The sequence below is a fragment of the Methanocella sp. MCL-LM genome (genome assembly GCF_049676595.1).
In the GTDB taxonomy this organism is placed as follows: Archaea; Halobacteriota; Methanocellia; order Methanocellales; family Methanocellaceae; genus Methanocella_A.
The window spans coordinates 1,478,859-1,493,480 of sequence record NZ_CP187259.1; the positions used below are offsets into that span (position 1 = coordinate 1,478,859).

The 14,622-nt window shown below is 54.8% G+C and carries 17 protein-coding genes; 5 read left to right on the top strand and 12 right to left on the bottom strand.

Translation table 11 applies throughout. The features are described from left to right. Positions 1-915 precede the first annotated feature (915 nt). The 7 genes from ACPLPM_RS07370 to ACPLPM_RS07400 form a co-directional block, all read right to left on the bottom strand. Positions 916-1,416 carry a peroxiredoxin family protein gene (locus tag ACPLPM_RS07370; RefSeq protein WP_424359597.1) on the bottom strand — a complete coding sequence of 167 codons (501 nt, stop codon included), beginning with the start codon at positions 1,414-1,416 and terminating at the stop codon, positions 916-918. A 135-nt stretch (positions 1,417-1,551) separates the two neighbouring features. Continuing rightward, positions 1,552-2,685: an SPFH domain-containing protein gene (locus tag ACPLPM_RS07375; protein WP_424359598.1), complete on the bottom strand. Its 1,134-nt coding sequence runs from the start codon at positions 2,683-2,685 to the stop codon at positions 1,552-1,554. Beyond that, the gene (locus ACPLPM_RS07380) at positions 2,673-3,146 is read right to left on the bottom strand and encodes an NfeD family protein (RefSeq protein WP_424359599.1); all 474 of its coding nucleotides are present in this window, start codon (positions 3,144-3,146) and stop codon (positions 2,673-2,675) included. The genes ACPLPM_RS07375 and ACPLPM_RS07380 overlap by 13 nt, the downstream gene beginning before the upstream one ends. A gap of 84 nt (positions 3,147-3,230) precedes the next feature. After that, positions 3,231-4,016: a CRISPR-associated protein Cas4 gene (locus tag ACPLPM_RS07385; RefSeq protein WP_424359600.1), complete on the bottom strand. Its 786-nt coding sequence runs from the start codon at positions 4,014-4,016 to the stop codon at positions 3,231-3,233. 31 nt (positions 4,017-4,047) lie between these two features. Continuing rightward, positions 4,048-4,974 carry a DNA polymerase subunit beta gene (locus ACPLPM_RS07390; RefSeq protein ID WP_424359601.1) on the bottom strand — a complete coding sequence of 309 codons (927 nt, stop codon included), beginning with the start codon at positions 4,972-4,974 and terminating at the stop codon, positions 4,048-4,050. Between the two features lie 24 nt (positions 4,975-4,998). Then, on the bottom strand, positions 4,999-5,901 hold the full coding sequence (gene map, locus ACPLPM_RS07395; RefSeq protein ID WP_424359602.1) for a type II methionyl aminopeptidase: 903 nt from the start codon (positions 5,899-5,901) through the stop codon (positions 4,999-5,001). Between the two features lies 1 nt (position 5,902). Further along, positions 5,903-6,481: an L-threonylcarbamoyladenylate synthase gene (locus ACPLPM_RS07400; protein WP_424359603.1), complete on the bottom strand. Its 579-nt coding sequence runs from the start codon at positions 6,479-6,481 to the stop codon at positions 5,903-5,905. Positions 6,482-6,626: 145 nt separating this feature from the next. On the opposite strand from ACPLPM_RS07400, the gene ACPLPM_RS07405 reads away from it, so the two are divergent. Then, entirely contained in the window at positions 6,627-6,995 is a 369-nt protein-coding gene (locus ACPLPM_RS07405; protein WP_424359605.1) for a DUF356 domain-containing protein, read from the top strand. Positions 6,996-7,592: 597 nt separating this feature from the next. On the opposite strand, the gene ACPLPM_RS07410 is transcribed toward ACPLPM_RS07405, so the two are convergent. Beyond that, on the bottom strand, positions 7,593-8,831 hold the full coding sequence (locus tag ACPLPM_RS07410) for a proteasome-activating nucleotidase (RefSeq protein ID WP_424359607.1): 1,239 nt from the start codon (positions 8,829-8,831) through the stop codon (positions 7,593-7,595). 102 nt (positions 8,832-8,933) lie between these two features. Here ACPLPM_RS07410 and ACPLPM_RS07415 point away from each other — a divergent pair, with 102 nt between their 5' ends. Beyond that, a complete protein-coding gene (locus tag ACPLPM_RS07415; protein ID WP_424359608.1) occupies positions 8,934-9,434 on the top strand; it encodes a multiprotein bridging factor aMBF1 in 501 nt (166 codons plus the stop codon). 421 nt (positions 9,435-9,855) lie between these two features. Here ACPLPM_RS07415 and ACPLPM_RS07420 read toward each other — a convergent pair whose 3' ends face one another. From ACPLPM_RS07420 to hisC, 3 genes are read right to left on the bottom strand one after another with little or no spacing between them, the layout of a single operon-like run. Next, positions 9,856-10,500: a CDP-alcohol phosphatidyltransferase family protein gene (locus ACPLPM_RS07420; RefSeq protein WP_424359609.1), complete on the bottom strand. Its 645-nt coding sequence runs from the start codon at positions 10,498-10,500 to the stop codon at positions 9,856-9,858. After that, complete coding sequence (locus ACPLPM_RS07425) at positions 10,497-11,003, bottom strand: adenylate kinase family protein (protein ID WP_424359610.1); 507 nt, start codon at positions 11,001-11,003, stop codon at positions 10,497-10,499. Before ACPLPM_RS07425 ends, ACPLPM_RS07420 begins: the two co-directional genes overlap by 4 nt. Next, a complete protein-coding gene (hisC, locus tag ACPLPM_RS07430; protein ID WP_424359611.1) occupies positions 11,000-12,085 on the bottom strand; it encodes a histidinol-phosphate transaminase in 1,086 nt (361 codons plus the stop codon). Before hisC ends, ACPLPM_RS07425 begins: the two co-directional genes overlap by 4 nt. Positions 12,086-12,256: 171 nt before the next feature. Between hisC and albA the strand changes: the two genes are divergently transcribed. Then, positions 12,257-12,544, top strand: a complete 288-nt coding sequence (gene albA / locus ACPLPM_RS07435; protein WP_424359612.1) for a DNA-binding protein Alba — start codon at positions 12,257-12,259, stop codon at positions 12,542-12,544. 28 nt (positions 12,545-12,572) lie between these two features. On the opposite strand, the gene ACPLPM_RS07440 is transcribed toward albA, so the two are convergent. After that, a complete protein-coding gene (locus ACPLPM_RS07440) occupies positions 12,573-12,986 on the bottom strand; it encodes a hypothetical protein (protein WP_424359613.1) in 414 nt (137 codons plus the stop codon). A 391-nt stretch (positions 12,987-13,377) separates the two neighbouring features. Between ACPLPM_RS07440 and ACPLPM_RS07445 the strand changes: the two genes are divergently transcribed. Beyond that, positions 13,378-13,509: a hypothetical protein gene (locus ACPLPM_RS07445; RefSeq protein WP_424359614.1), complete on the top strand. Its 132-nt coding sequence runs from the start codon at positions 13,378-13,380 to the stop codon at positions 13,507-13,509. Between the two features lie 66 nt (positions 13,510-13,575). Beyond that, positions 13,576-14,619 (top strand): sirohydrochlorin chelatase, encoded by a 1,044-nt coding sequence (locus ACPLPM_RS07450; RefSeq protein ID WP_424359615.1) that lies wholly within the window; start codon positions 13,576-13,578, stop codon positions 14,617-14,619. Positions 14,620-14,622: the final 3 nt, after the last annotated feature.

A 14,622-nucleotide genomic window follows, 5' to 3' on the forward strand; every position in this document is an offset into this window, starting at 1 on the left:
GCTCTTAATCCTGGCAACGGCAGAGCAGTTTTTCTAACCACGGCGGCACGGCGGCACGGCGACTATGCGGGAAACGATAGCAAGATAGTTATTTGAACCACGGCGGCACGGCGACACGGCTACAACCATATCCGAATAGCCGGGCTAGTTTTTATTGATCCACGGCGGCACGGCGGGCTGACGCACAGTGACAATTCCTTCTTTTGTTACAATACTGGAGAAACAAGGAATTACATAGAAAGTAGTTTACCGATCATATGATCATAAGGAGGATATACTGAAACACCTGGTCAATAAACCGCTATTGGTTAATTGGCTGTCTCCGTGTCGCCGTGGATTAAAAAGCGTTTGCTTTTACCAGTTCACCATCGTTTCTGTGTCGCTGTGTCGCCGTGCTGCTGTGTTGCATTATTCTTATCTTCATGTTCGCCTTTTGAACGCCTGCAGTCGCAGGCGTTCTCGAGGCGATGCGATGACGATCGCTGCGCTGTGCCAGGATCACAGATTGAAACGGATTGCACTGATTTCACAGATGACCTTAGAATAAAATCGGTAGACGGCAAATCCATTTCTCATCGATTAGAATCTGTGCAATCTGTGGCATCTGTCAGAATCATCAGATTCTGCGTAATCTGTGATCCTGGCACAGCGCAGCGATCGTCTTGCTGAGTCACTCCACCTGCAATAGCTCGGCCCAAAGAAGAGAAAATGAATTATGCAACACAGCACCGCCGTGCCGCCGTGGTTCCAGTAACTATCCGGCTTATCCTATCTCGCCGTGCCGCTGTGTCGCCGTGGTAATATTCACCACCCGGCTATTGCAGGTCACATTGACTCTGTGTCGCCGTGTCGCCGTAGTTGGGAATCGCTGTACTGCCAGGCAGTTGTGGCGAATAATTTAATTTTTTTACGATATTAGCCTTTCTCCGGCCATCCGGGCCGGGACTGGGTGTCGCCTTCCAGGACTTTGATGATCTCCTCCTCCTCTGCGATGTCCGAGGGATTTTTACCCTCGTACCTGAACAGTATAACCCCGGCTTCGTTCAGCACGAGAATCGCGGGGCCTATGAGCTTGTCGTACCGGTTGTACAGGCCGTAGGCTTTGATGACTGTACAGTCGGGATCGCTTAAGATGTGGAAGGGCAGCTTGTGCGAGTCGCGTAAAGCCTTGTTTAGGCTGATACTGCCATCGGATATTGCAAGTACGTCTGCCCCGTGGTACGTAAAGCGCTCGTAGTCGTCCTTCAGGTAGTCCAGCTGCTCTCCGGTATGGGCATCGTCGACTCCCCGGACGAAGGCGAGGACCAGCTTTTTGCCTTTTCGGAAGGCATCGAGCGAGATGTTTTTCCCATTCTCGTTCATCAGGGTGAACTCTGGTGCCCTGGTATCCACCGCAGCATAAAGTCGCTCGTACATGTCGGTAGATCATCTCTTCTCAAGCTGAAAACTGTCACTTGTAAAAAACACGCTCTGACTATCGCGTGGCAGCATCGGGGCTTTTCACTTTGCCGATAATTCGTCGATAAAAAAAGAAAGGCGGCTAATGCCGCCTTATTTAGGTTCCGTGCCCGCATCGTGATGGGAGTCCGGCATCTTCTTCTTCAGATCTTTCGCTGTGGTAGCGGTGTCTTCGAGATCCTTCTTGAGCTGGTTCTCGATGGTCGCCACTTCTGCCCTGAGTTCGTCGGGGTTGGGAATCTTGCCCAGCACGTCGTCCGGGTTGCCGACGAGCTCGTTGACGTCCGTCGGCTTGCCCAGCTCTCCCACGGTATCCTCGGTGGCGCCGAGGTATTTGGCAGACTGCTCGATGACCTTGGAGATCTCGAACGGGAAGATGATCTTGGTCGCCTGCCCGTTGGACATCTTCGCCAGCGTGTCCAGCGAGAGCACGGTAATCGCCTTCTTATCCAGCGGAGCGGAACCCAGTGCCATCAGCCTTAACGCCTGAGCCTGGCCCTGCATCTCGAGGATGCGGGATACTCTGGTACCCTCTGCTTCCAGGATCTTGGACTGCCTGGAACCTTCTGCCCTGAGGATCATGGACTGCTTGGAACCTTCGGCTTCCAGGATGGCCGAGCGCTTGTTACCGTCTGCCAGCAGGATGGCCGCACGTCTGCGCCTTTCGGCGGAGGTTTGCTCTTCCATGGCCGCCTTGACCGTACCAATGGGGTCTACTTCCCTGATCTCCACGGCCTCGATCTTTACACCCCAGGGGTCTGTGGCCTTATCCAGGATGTCTCTGAGCCGGCTGTTGATCCTGTCTCTGTTGTACAGGACCTCATCCAGCTCCATATCGCCGATGACGCTCCTGAGCGTGGTCTGCGCGAGGGCGATAGTCGCCATGTGGTAGCTGGTGACTTCAAAGTATGCCTTCTCGGGGTCGATCACCTTGATATAAATAATAGCGTCCACGTTAGTGGGCGAGTTGTCCTTGGTGATGACTTCCTGCTTCGGGATGTCCAGCACCTGGGTCCTCAGGTCCAGCTTGATGACCGTGGTGATCAGTGGCACTACCCAGTTAAAGCCCGGGTTTAGCCGGCCGATGTACTGGCCGAGCCTGATCTGTAAGCCCTGCTGATAGGGCTGAATAATCCTGATACCAGATATCAGGACGAAGACAATAGCAGCGACGAATATGACGCCGATGCAAAGAAGCGATCCGCTTAGTGAAGTTATTTCTTGCATTCTCCTCTCTCCGTAACGTCTGCTTCTCTGCAGACTATGATATGCACGCCTTTGGCCTGGAGTATTTTAACCCGCTCTCCCACAGCGATCTTTTCTTTTGATGTGGCGCTCCACATCTGCTCCTCGACTCTCACCTTGCCGTCGATGCTTCCGGGGACTATGTCCTGGATCACTACGCCAGTTTTACCGGCGAGAGAGTCACTGCTCGAGGTTACCGGCTTCTGGCCGGGAGCAAGCTTCCGGTAGAAGACGATGGTAACAGCGCTCACAGCTATGGTCACAACGGCGAAGATGATCAGCCCCCACGGGAACGTCAGCAGTCCGGGAGCCAGTACGACGAGTAACCCCATCACTATCAGTATCGTACCGGGAACAGCCACGAAAAACCCGGGGGTCAGCGCCTCAACCACTAATAGTAGAGCACCTACGATTAGCATTAACCAGCCTATCAAGCTGTCCATATCGATCACTTTCTATCTATGTGGCCGTTGTTATTTATCGGTTGTGTATGTATATTATATAGTACCGGAAAATATCTGGTTCATTTACCTGTTACCATTTTTCCCGAACAGGCTGTCCATAAACGAGACTCTGGAAGTACACCTGTCCTTGAAGTAACATTTATCGCACCACTTTCCCCTGCGTGCATCCGGCATACTGTGGGCCCCTTCTTCGATGCGGCGGCGGATGGAAAGAGCTTCGCGCTTGTCTCCCTGGCGTAGTTCGGCTACCCTCAGGCTCCAGCCGCCCATATACTCGACAAGGCCAGATCTCACTTCGCAGCCGAAGCGTTCGGACATAAGCAATGCGTATGCTGCCAGCTTGATCCTGTCGGACGCGTAAATCCCGTTTTCGGGAGGCTGTGACGCCGATATGATTGAAGGCAAGAGCTGGCTGTCCGAAAGCACGATCCTGTCTACATTGCCCGAAAGCCGGAGCTTATCCGATCGAAGACTTACGCGTGTAGCTTCCGATTTCAACAGCTTTGACAGGCTTTCTTTGCCCAGCCTGGCGGCCTCCGCTTCCAGCCCCGTGAGAGTACGGTCTATTATGACTCGGTTTACTTCCCTCATCCCGCCCGAGTCCAGCCCATAGACAATATCGAGATCGTCGCAGGCTCTGTTGTAGGCATGCTCCAGCGCTTTCCTGGGCTCGGCCGCCGAGTGCACAGAGTACAGCGATACAGAAATTTCCCGCAGCAGGTCTGTCCTGACTGTTTCCGGGCTATCGCCGGCAGAATGGCCCCGGCTCCTGAAGTATGCCAGGCGTGGGCACATTAGGTAAGAAGAGATGTCAGAGACACGTACCCATTTATTTTCAAAAGTATGCACATAACCTACTTATAGCTCTAAAAATAAAAAATTATCGGGGCTGCTCCAGCAGGGTGAGCGATTTGATCCATTCTCCCTTCGGCTCCCTGGAAGTCCCGATCACCAGCACTTTGCCCATCGAGGACTCTTCCAGCCTGCCCCTCGCCTCTATGACTTCGCCCTTACGTGCTTGTCCGGCATACGTGTGCGTGTAAGAGAGCACCATAGATATTTCGGGGTGGTCCACTTTGTAGATGGCGGGGCTATCGTAAGCGAATTCGGCGTCAGTCACCGTTGCAGTTATGGTCCTCATGCCCAGGTCGTTGCCGACGGGCAGCACCGGGCCGATCTGATCATAGTCCCTGACATACAGCAGATCGGTCAGGGCGCCGTCCAGCAGACACCTGTTGCCCTTCCGCCTCTCGTGCTGGTAGAACTCTTCGAAAGAAAGTTCCGGCTTGCGCTTCGCGTAGATCTTTTCCCAGCCCGCCTCGTCTATGCCGTCGATGCGGCCGGCAGCGATGGCTTTTTGCAGCTCGTCCCTCGCCTTGAACCAGCTGTTGCCGTAAACGATAAAGTCCACGTCCGATGTCTCTGCACCCAGGCCCACCAGCTTCGAGCCCGTGATGCCCATGTCGCAGAACTCCACTCCGGGCAGCGCCGCGACCATCTTCTTCACCCTCGGGTCGCTTCCGACGATGCTCAGCAGGCCGTCATGGGGCTGGTAGAGCCTGGAGACATGATCGTATGGTACAACCATGACGCCTTTGATCCACTCCGGGCGCTCCCGCCTGATGAACTCGTACGCCTCATCGAAGCCCATCTTTTTATAGCGCACCCCGTTTCGCTCCCTCTCTCCATCCGGGCGGCCCGGGAGGTACCGGAGCAGGCAGTGAACGCCATCCTCGTTGTGGTAGTCTACGACCGAAAAAATCCAGCCTTCCTTCGTTTCGATGAAATCTCTTAACCTTGGCCTCATTTCTTCACCATCAAAATTTTCAAGTTAAGTAATGATCTTGCAGCCTTCCCTGGTGACGATCAGCGTATGCTCCGCCTGGGAAACGGGGGCCCCGTCCTTCTCGACCAGCATCGGGTACTCCTTCACTGCCGCCGACCTTATCAGCCCTTGCAGCGCCGCAGTATCCGCCCCGAGCCACCTTACGGTAAACGGAAAGCCCGTGTAGTCGCGGTTAAGCCTCTGCAGCATCTCCTTCTCTCCTGCACCAGTGGCATAAAAGGCGTCTTTGCGGATCACCTGGAAGATGTTGCCTCCCGGGTTCCTGGAAATCTCCCCTCTCCCGGCAGTTAAGAAAGGCTCGATCGCCAGCACATCTCCTTCCCTGATCTTCCTCGCCGAGCCGTCATCGTAGTTGGGAATAGTCAGGCCCCCGTGCAGACAGTTGCGGCACATGTTGTGGCCGTAAAGGTCTTTCAGCACCCGGAAGCCGTGGGCAGATGCGACTGCCGATATTGTTCTGCCAATCTCCGACGTGGTCACGCCGGGGTGTACCGCTTCCACCGCCCTGCTGAGAGCCTCGTTAGCGGCCTCGATCAGGTCCTGGTGGACGGCTGTCTCCACTTCCGCGGTAAAGGCGGAATCGGCTATGTAGCCGCCGACAATTGCGCCGAGGTCCACCTTAACCACGTCGCCCTTTTCCAGCATCCGGGGGCAGGTGGGGGAAGGGGTGTAGTGGGAAGCTATGGCGTTGACCGAAATGTTGCAGGGGAACGCAGGCCTGGCATCCATCCGAAGCGTTTCCTCTTCTACGAACGAAGCGAGGTCGATCAGCCTGGCTCCTGCCCGGATTCTCGTAGCAACGCTGCTTTTGAGTGATCTGACGATCTCGCCCGCCCTCAGGTAGGCTTCCAGCTCATCCGAGGCCATGCCGGCTATCCTCATAGTCATCCTACTTATTGGCTCTCATGTACTGCACGACTTCGTCGTACATCGCGCCCTTTCTCAGAACTTTGTACGCCTGGAGGTCTACTATCGTGGAGGAGCCCGCATACCTGGCCCTCCCGGCTTCCAGCAGGTAGTCGACGTCGACCGTGATTTCGTCTGCGGTGACCGGATCCGGCTCTCCGTGCAGGTTGGCGCTGGTGGAGATGATCGGCCCCGTCCTGCTGATCAGGTCGAGTGCCACCGGGTGATCGGGGAACCGGATGCCGACGTAGGCCGATCCCGCTGTCAGAGAAGCCGGTAGCACCGGCTTTTTCTTCAGGATCACCGTGACAGGCCCCGGCAAAAACTTCTCGATGAAGCCAGGATGCTCGATCTCCGCAACCTCCCGCAGCATGTCGAGGCTGGATACCGCGATAGAGAGCGGCATAGACTCGGGGCGCTTCTTGACCGCGAACACCCGGGCGATCGCCTTCACTTCCGTAGCCAGTGCACCGATTCCGTAGACGGTCTCTGTGGGATAGGCGATGACTCCGCCCTTCCTGACGATCTCTGCTGCCAGGGCAATGTCGGTCCCTCTGCGCATAAGAATACATGGGAAGCGACCGCTATATAGGTTTTCCAGTCTACGCCCGGCTATCGAGAGCCGGGTCCCAGATTGATTGCCAAACAATAGATACGTTTATTATACTTTATAACAATACATCTGGTATCTTTAGCAAGGGGTAAAAATGGAGTCTTTTGCAGTAATAAGGGCCGATGACCAGACCAAGCTGAATACTGCAATCTCAGATCTGCAGAGGCATGGCGGACTGACTTTTGCGACAGCGCCGAAAGAGCTGAAACCTGCATCCGCAGACAAGATCCTGGTAACCGTCATGAAAGTGCCGCTGAAAAAGTCATGCAGGGCAGCCGCCCTCGTGTCCCTCAGCGACGATCCAGGTGTAGCGATCGATGTCCTGGGCAGGATTCATCCTCCCGCACACGTGATCATCGTCAGCTCCCGCCACGACGTCTACAGCAGGATTACGGATTGCATCGCCAGGCTTCCTGATCTTAAAGACTATGTGGCGCCCGTGATCCAGAAAAAGGTGCCATAGATCTGCGGAAAATGGTTTTCTCGTTTTTGGGTTATCGAGTGTAGGGTAGGCTATACCCTATGCTAATCATCCTTAACAAAATTATATTCTTTTTAAACCCATAGTAATTCCTGACGATTCTTCTCTTATCAATAATCAGGGTACGCTGCGCTGTGCTTGATACTGATCTCTCGAATAGCATAAAAAGTGTTATCTCTGTGCTCGTGAACGATGGTGATCGCTGCGATGTGACCGACTGGGAGCAGTCCCTTGTATACAGGATCACAGATTACGCAGAATCTGATGATTCTGACAGATGACACCGATTACACAGATGCTAATCGCTAATAAAAATAAAATGGTTCCCGGTATTCATCCTATCTAGTATAGTCATCTGTGCAATCTGTGCAATCCGTAACAATCTGTGATCCTGTATACAAGGGACTGCTTCCAGTCGGTCACAGCGCAGCGATCGTTTTGTTGTCTCACGCCATCTGAGTAATCTGAAACGCACAGCGCAGCGTTCGTATTGCTATTAGATCCCATGTAATCAGGAAAGAGATCACTTTGTATTGTAAAAGTCTGTTATAAAAATATAGAAAAGAGGTGTGTTTGCACTTATGCAAACATCACTCCGCTTTCCTGCGTCATGCTGCGGTTGCGCTCGCCCATGACTTTGGCCACTGCCGCGTTGAAGTCCGAAGCTTCCACGATGTCGCGGTTGTTGCGGATGGCGAACATGCCGGCTTCCATGACGATGGCCGAGAGATCGGCACCGCTGGACTCGTCCGTGAGTATGGAGATCTTCTTGAGGTCCACGTCGTCCGCGAGGTTCATCTTGCGGGCGTGGATCTTGAGGATCTGCTCCCTGGCTTCCGCGGTCGGCATGGGTACCTTGATCATGCGGTCGAACCTGCCGGGCCGCAGCAGGGCCGGGTCAAGTATGTCCGGCCTGTTGGTCGCCGCGAGGATGCGGACATTGCCCCTAGGGTCGAACCCGTCCATTTCCGCCAGGAGCTGGACCAGCGTCCGCTGGACTTCCCGGTCGCCGGAGGTGATGCTGTCCAGCCTCTTGGCGCCGATCGAATCGATCTCGTCGATGAAGATGATCGAAGGCGATTTCTCCTTCGCCATCTCGAAGAGCTCCCGGACCATGCGGGCGCCTTCGCCGATGTACTTCTGCACGAGCTCGGAGCCGATGATCCTGATGAACGTGGCCTTGGTCCGGTTTGCCACTGCCTTTGCGAGCAGGGTTTTGCCGGTGCCGGGCGGACCGTAGAGCAGGACGCCCTTTGGCGGCTCGATGCCTACTTTCTGGAAGAGCTCAGGCTTCAGGAGAGGTAGTTCTACTGTCTCCTTTAGTTCGTTAATCTGTGCTTCCAGTCCTCCGATGCTTTGGTAGTCTATCTCAGGTGAGTCGACTACTTCCATGCCCAGTACGGAGGGGTCCTTAACCGTGGGCAGCACCTCGATCACGGCGAGAGACTGCTGGTTCAGGGCAACCTTGGCGCCGGCGAAGACCTCTTTCGAGTTGATAAACTGGGAAGAGTTGACCACAAACTTCGGCCCGGTGGATGACTTGATGATCATCTTGCCGTTGACCATTACATCCAGTATAGTACCGACAATGAGCGGAGGGGTCTTCAGTCTGTCCAGCTCGGACGTGAGCTTTCTGATTTCACGCTCGTACTGGACTTTTTTGTTCTCGACCGACTTCTTTTCCAGCTCGATCTTCCGGTACTCCTCCTTTAAGCGGACATTACGTTCTTCTAGCTGCTTCACCCTGTCGAGCAGGTACTTAGAAAAGTCGCTCAGAGGCACTTCTCCAGTAAAGTCGAGGCCAGATCCTTCCGCCATAAGTATCGTTTGCAAAGTTGATTTTCTTGGTATATATGCTTAACTTACGGACTTATCGGAAAGATTTATTGAGGAAAACATGTGAGTATTATCCAGATACGTATGCAGTGTGAAATATGTGGGGCCGAAATTCGCGGCAGATCCTACCGTATCATCGTGGATCGGGCGGAGCTTGACGCTTGTGAAAAATGCAAGGGCTTCGGTAAGGAAGTCGCCCGGCCTGGCGGCGCTTCGGGAGCCCGCCCGGGAGCCCCTGGCGCTTATGGCACTCAGCCGGCCACCCGGAGGCCGCGCAGCGACCTCTTTGACAAGATCAAGGATGAGCTGGTCGAAGATTACGCGGACAAAATTAAGAATGCCCGCGAAGCACGCCACCTGACTGATGAGCAGCTGGCCGCTAAGACCGGCACGAAGGTCAACATTATCCGAAAGGTAGAGCGCGGCGAACTGGCACCGGAAGATGCCCTGGTGAAGAAGCTGGAACGCGAGCTTGAGATCAAGCTGACTGAAGGCGTCGCCGACGCAGACAGGGGCCAGCGCAAAGGTGAAAGCCGGGTCATGACGCTGGGCGACCTGATCAAGGTGAAGAAAGATAAAAGGTGAGCGTTTAGCGCTTGCCTTTCTTTTATACTCTTTTTAACGTAATCTTTTCGCACACTGAAAATAGATCAGCGACTCGGCAATACGAACGCTGCGCTGTACGTTTCTGATTGCCCGTGTGGCGTGAGACAGCAATACGATCGCTGCGCTGTGACCGACTGGAAGCAGTCCCTTGTATACAGATCACAGATTGTTACGGATTGCACAGATTGCACAGATGATATATTCGATAAGATGAATACAGCGAACCATTATAGTTCATTATCGATTAGCATCTGTGGCATCTGTCGGAATCTGTGATTCTGTATGCATGGGACTGCTTCCGGTCGGTCACAGCGCAGCGTTCGTGTACGTTCACGAGCACAGAGACAACCTGGTAAAGAGTACCAGAGTAATCAGAAGCCATCACAGCGCAGCGTACGATCTACTTCTTACCATTTTCGCCGCTCAGCAGCTGCTTTCTGGTATACCAGATGCGCTGGAAGGCCGTCACGTGGCTGAGAATACCGATCACGAGTAAAGCCCAGCCCAGGATGGTGAACTGGATGCCGTATGCTCCGATCTCTGCCGGGTAGACGAGCTGCAGGCAGGTAGCCACGATGATCAGGATCATCCTGTCGGCCCTTCCCATGATGCCGCCGTAGACTCTGCCTACACCGACTGCCTGGGCCTGAGTGCCGAGGTAGCTGGCCAGCATTACGCCTACGATGACCATTGCACCCAGGTCCGATCGCAGGTAGCCGCCGAGGAATATGCCGCAGATCATGAAGACGTCGGCATACCTGTCGATCACGTGGTCGAGGAAGTCGCCATACTTTGAAGTAGTGCCGTTTTTCCTGGCTATGGCGCCGTCCAGCCCGTCGAACAGGCCGTTCAATAGCACTAACAACAATGCAGCTGCCAGTATCGCCGCGTTCCCGGCAGAAAAGAAGTAGGCGAGGCCGGCGAGGGCAGCGAAGACCAGCGAGGTCATGGATACCGTGTTAGCTGAGATGTGCAGCCCGTCGAAGATGTTGACGAATGGCTCGGTTATGAATACGAACTTCGAGCGTAAGGAATCCAGCGTCATAAGAAATATGCCTCGCTAAAGTCGACGGAGCCCGGCTTATATTTGTCGGTGCCTCCGATTATCTCCCTGATGCAGCCGGCAACCGTCTCCGGAGTTTTCTCTGTCGTATCGATCTCGTAGACGGCATCGCACTGCTCCAGCGCCTCCACGAGGATCACGTCCAGCGCCTCGGCTTCCAGGTTTTCCTCGACCTTCGCCGGGGTCCAGCCCCTGGCTTCCAGGCGCTTGCGCAGCACCACCGGGGACGCCCGGAGTACGATGATCTTATCGACCGGGAGCAGGTGGGCGACGTGGCCTTCCAGGATGGAGTCGCCGGTTAGCTTTTCCACGTAGTGGCTCAGCCCTTCTATATCTGCGATAGCCGAGTCCCGCTCCTCGTCCACTCCCAGATTATACGTGTCCTTGATGATCGCGTTAATGTCCACAACTGTAAATCCGGCATCCACCAGCCTGGCTACTGTCGATTTGCCAGTGCCCGGCGTGCCGGTTAGCGCTATCTTCATTTGCTCCCCTTGATCTCCGCCAGCACTTCCACGAGCCTGATGTTCTGCTCTCTGGTCCCCACTGTGATGCGGACGTACCTGTCCCCCATTTCCCGGAAGGACCCGCAATCCCGGAGGATGACGCCTCTTTTCATCGCCTCGGTCACCACATGTTTCGAGGTCATAGGGGCTGTGTCCATCAGCACGAAGTTAGCCTCGGACGGGTATACCTTAAACGGCACCTGCTCTGCCAGGAACTGCCGCTCGGCCTTCACAGTCTCCACTGTCCTGTGGTAGTGGTCCTTATCCTTCAGCGCAGCCAGCGCAGCTGCGATCGCAATCCTGCTCAGGGCGAAGGGGGTGGCGACTTTCATATACTCCTTGAAAATCCAGTCCGGCATGAATCCGAAGCCTATTCTCATCCCCGCCAGGCCCCAGGCCTTGGACATGGTCCGGCCAATAACTACGTTGTCGCACTCCTTCATGAGCCCCAGCGCCGTCTTTCCGCCCGCGAAGTCGATGTATGCCTCGTCCACGAACACGATGCCGTCAACGGCCTCTGCCACTGACCTGATCTCGTCCAGCGAAGTCAGGTTGCCCGTAGGGTTGTTGGGCGAAGTGATGAATACAAACTTGGTTTTATCGGTGACTTTCTCCAGTAAAGCGTCGATGTCCAGGCTGAAGTCGGCACGCCGGGCACAGTACCGAGGGGTTGCCCCGCAGAATCTGGTGACGTTCTCGTAATAGGAGAAGGCCGGCAGCGGTATGACTGTCTCGTCCCCGGTTTCCAGAAACGCCCGCAAGAGCGTCTCTATCACGGCGTCCATGCCGTTGCCACAGACGATGTTGTGGACAGGCACTCCGTACATCGCAGACAGCGCTTCCCGGAGCTCGATAGCGTCGACGCTCGGGTAAACGTGGGCATCGCAGGCCGCCTTTCGGATCGCCTCGATGGCCATGGGGCTGGCACCAAGGCAGCTCTCGTTGGACGCGAGCTTGATGATGCTCTTCTCGTCAATTCCGTACGAAGCGGCCACTTCCTCAACGTTCTTACCCGCGACGTACTCCTTAATTTCCTGGACTGACTGCCTGGACTTGATCACTTGATCACCGCATTTAGACGAAAGACCTTCATGGTTTATAGCATTTGCGTGTTTTGGGAAGTTTGCATGGCCAGCAGGCACCTTAAGGGCCTGGCCAGTAAGAGCCGAAGGCTCTATATATTAATGCGACTCATATTAATTTTATATCTACCATAGCCGGAGAACTTTACCATGCCCGAGGACAATGTCATCTTCGTCGGCAACAAGCCCGTCATGAACTACGTGCTCGCCGCTGTCACCCAGTTTAACGAGGGAGCGAAAGAGGTTACCATCAAGGCGAGGGGCAGAGCGATTTCCCGGGCAGTCGACACGGCGGAGGTAGTCCGTCACCGTTTCCTGACCGACGTGCAGATAGACAGGATCCAGATCAGCACCGAAGAGCTCGACAGCGAGAAAGGAGAGAAAATTAACGTTTCTTCCATAGAAATCTTCCTGAAGCGCCCGCAGACGTCTCAGTAAAAGCTGTTGCTGAGCCTCTGCAACAGTGTCACAGCACTTTCCTTATCTTCTTTAACAGCGCGTCCTTGCCCGGAAAGCCGGACCGCTCGATCGTTTTCAGTATTTCCTCCATGGCCAAAGGCTCGCCACCGATGCCCTCCAAAAATTCCTTTTCCTCGTAAGTCAGGCGGACGTTTCTGTCTATCCAGAACGCCGCGCTACGGTATACGTCCGGAGCATAAGCCACTTTCAGGGACGGCTTGACTGTGACCCGGAGAAAGTGCTTGTTCTTGAACTGGAGCACGATGAGTGTATAGGCGCCGCTACGCCTGAAGATCTCCTCGCCCTGGACCCACTGCCCGCCTGCGGCATCGTAGGCGCGGGCTGACCTGACCAGGCCCTTATTTTTCTTGTAGTAGGCGATGAACTCTTCCATGCTCATCGCCACGTCGCTCGCGGACATCTATATCAGAAACGGCGGCGACGCACAAATATTTATTGCCTTGAGTAAAACTTTGGGAAAAGCAGTTTAAGCCCCCTTTTAAAGGGTGAGCGGGTTGGTAGGGGATGGATTGGATTGTGCAGTTATAAAAACGGCAAATCACCCGCTCAAATGCTTATTATGTAATCTGGTATAATAAATACTTTGCTGGTTAACCTCGAAATTTTTATCCCGGGAGTGGAAAAAGTGGGATTTATAGGCAAAAAATGCGTTTTATAGCGAACAGTCAACCACGCACCGCTTCCCGTCCATCGAGACTACTATACCTATGATCCCGGGACCAGGTATTTATATTATTGCGAGCGGTGGCAGCAAACAAGTTATTTATACGTTAGGGGGCAACGCAGGTACCATGGAAGATCTGGTGCCTTACACGTCTGCAGCAATCGCCGCTATCGCCGTGCTGTACTTCCTGCTAGAATTCCAGTTTACCGGGGCCAGAGATTATCTGGCGAAACGGTTGCGATCGCTTGTCAAACGATAGCCGGCAAGATTCCGCATATTTTTAGCCGAATTCATTTATCCGGGCCGTGGCAACGATCAGATGATCATGACAGGTGACGTCACGGACGGCAGACCCGGACTACTGTTGCTCTCCTACGGAGACTTTTCGGAGGGGTTTCTCGACAGCCCGGAAAACCTCAGGCTCTTTAAGGACTGCTTATCCAGCTACGAGCTGCTGGAAGACTCGTATATCATGGCTCCCGAGCACGACGAGGTCTCCGGGATGAGCTGCCGCGTTGCGGATCGGCTGGCAAAAAGCACCGACGGCAAAGTCGAGTTCGCCTACCTCGGGCTGCGTCGCCCAGGCATCAGGGAAGCTTTGTATCGTACTGTTTCTGCCGGTTCCCGCACCACTGTATTTGTCGGGGGCGCCGGCCTGATCGCGCCGGGCTACACGTCGCTCGTCCACCTGCCCTCCACGCTGCGGGTTACCACCGAAGAGAACGCGGGGCTCGACGTTATCTACGCGCCCCCGGGAATCAATGCCGGAGTAGCCGCAGAGCTGGTATTGTCCTCGATTGGGCGGGCGCTGGGCTGGCGGAGCATGCCGTCGCAGCCGGCCGGGGAAACGCCCCGCCCCCGGGAAGACCTGGGTATCGTGGTCGTATCAGCACCTGATCCGAGGCCGGCGCTATCCTCGGGCAGCCAGCCCGTGGCAGGCTATCTCGCAGCAGTGAAGGCACTTTCAGATGCCTCCCGGGCTTCCCGGGACATTCCTGCCAGGGGCATACAGGTACTTATGTCTGCAATTACCGGGTATCTCAGGAAAAGTGGCCTGTTTAGTGCCGTGGAAGCTGGTTTCATCGATTTCTGCCTCCCGGGCCCAGAGGAAGCCCTGCGCAAGCTTGAAGCTGCAGGATCCCGGCAGATCATCGTTACAACTTCTCCTTCTCTCCTCCACCGGCATGCTTATTCCTGGGAAACCCCCACACAGGTGCTGGAGAAGCTTAAAAATACCACCGACAGGAACCTCATCTACCTGGCGACAGATACCGCAGCACTTGCAGACTGGGTTTCCGCCATGCTGAAAATCAAGGTGCTCGGCGCCGAGTTCGATGGCATATCGCTCAAGGGTCGCCGCAGCCTGTAAAAA

Excerpts from the sequence above, each read along its gene's own strand:
- ACPLPM_RS07370 (WP_424359597.1), bottom strand. The coding sequence starts at position 1,416 with ATGTACGAGCGACTTTATGCTGCGGTGGATACCAGGGCACCAGAGTTC.
- ACPLPM_RS07375 (WP_424359598.1), bottom strand. The coding sequence starts at position 2,685 with ATGCAAGAAATAACTTCACTAAGCGGATCGCTTCTTTGCATCGGCGTC.
- ACPLPM_RS07380 (WP_424359599.1), bottom strand. The coding sequence starts at position 3,146 with ATGGACAGCTTGATAGGCTGGTTAATGCTAATCGTAGGTGCTCTACTA.
- ACPLPM_RS07390 (WP_424359601.1), bottom strand. The coding sequence starts at position 4,974 with ATGAGGCCAAGGTTAAGAGATTTCATCGAAACGAAGGAAGGCTGGATT.
- map (WP_424359602.1), bottom strand. The coding sequence starts at position 5,901 with ATGACTATGAGGATAGCCGGCATGGCCTCGGATGAGCTGGAAGCCTAC.
- ACPLPM_RS07400 (WP_424359603.1), bottom strand. The coding sequence starts at position 6,481 with ATGCGCAGAGGGACCGACATTGCCCTGGCAGCAGAGATCGTCAGGAAG.
- ACPLPM_RS07405 (WP_424359605.1), top strand. The coding sequence starts at position 6,627 with ATGGAGTCTTTTGCAGTAATAAGGGCCGATGACCAGACCAAGCTGAAT.
- ACPLPM_RS07410 (WP_424359607.1), bottom strand. The coding sequence starts at position 8,831 with ATGGCGGAAGGATCTGGCCTCGACTTTACTGGAGAAGTGCCTCTGAGC.
- ACPLPM_RS07415 (WP_424359608.1), top strand. The coding sequence starts at position 8,934 with ATGCAGTGTGAAATATGTGGGGCCGAAATTCGCGGCAGATCCTACCGT.
- ACPLPM_RS07420 (WP_424359609.1), bottom strand. The coding sequence starts at position 10,500 with ATGACGCTGGATTCCTTACGCTCGAAGTTCGTATTCATAACCGAGCCA.
- ACPLPM_RS07425 (WP_424359610.1), bottom strand. The coding sequence starts at position 11,003 with ATGAAGATAGCGCTAACCGGCACGCCGGGCACTGGCAAATCGACAGTA.
- albA (WP_424359612.1), top strand. The coding sequence starts at position 12,257 with ATGCCCGAGGACAATGTCATCTTCGTCGGCAACAAGCCCGTCATGAAC.
- ACPLPM_RS07440 (WP_424359613.1), bottom strand. The coding sequence starts at position 12,986 with ATGTCCGCGAGCGACGTGGCGATGAGCATGGAAGAGTTCATCGCCTAC.
- ACPLPM_RS07445 (WP_424359614.1), top strand. The coding sequence starts at position 13,378 with ATGGAAGATCTGGTGCCTTACACGTCTGCAGCAATCGCCGCTATCGCC.
- ACPLPM_RS07450 (WP_424359615.1), top strand. The coding sequence starts at position 13,576 with ATGACAGGTGACGTCACGGACGGCAGACCCGGACTACTGTTGCTCTCC.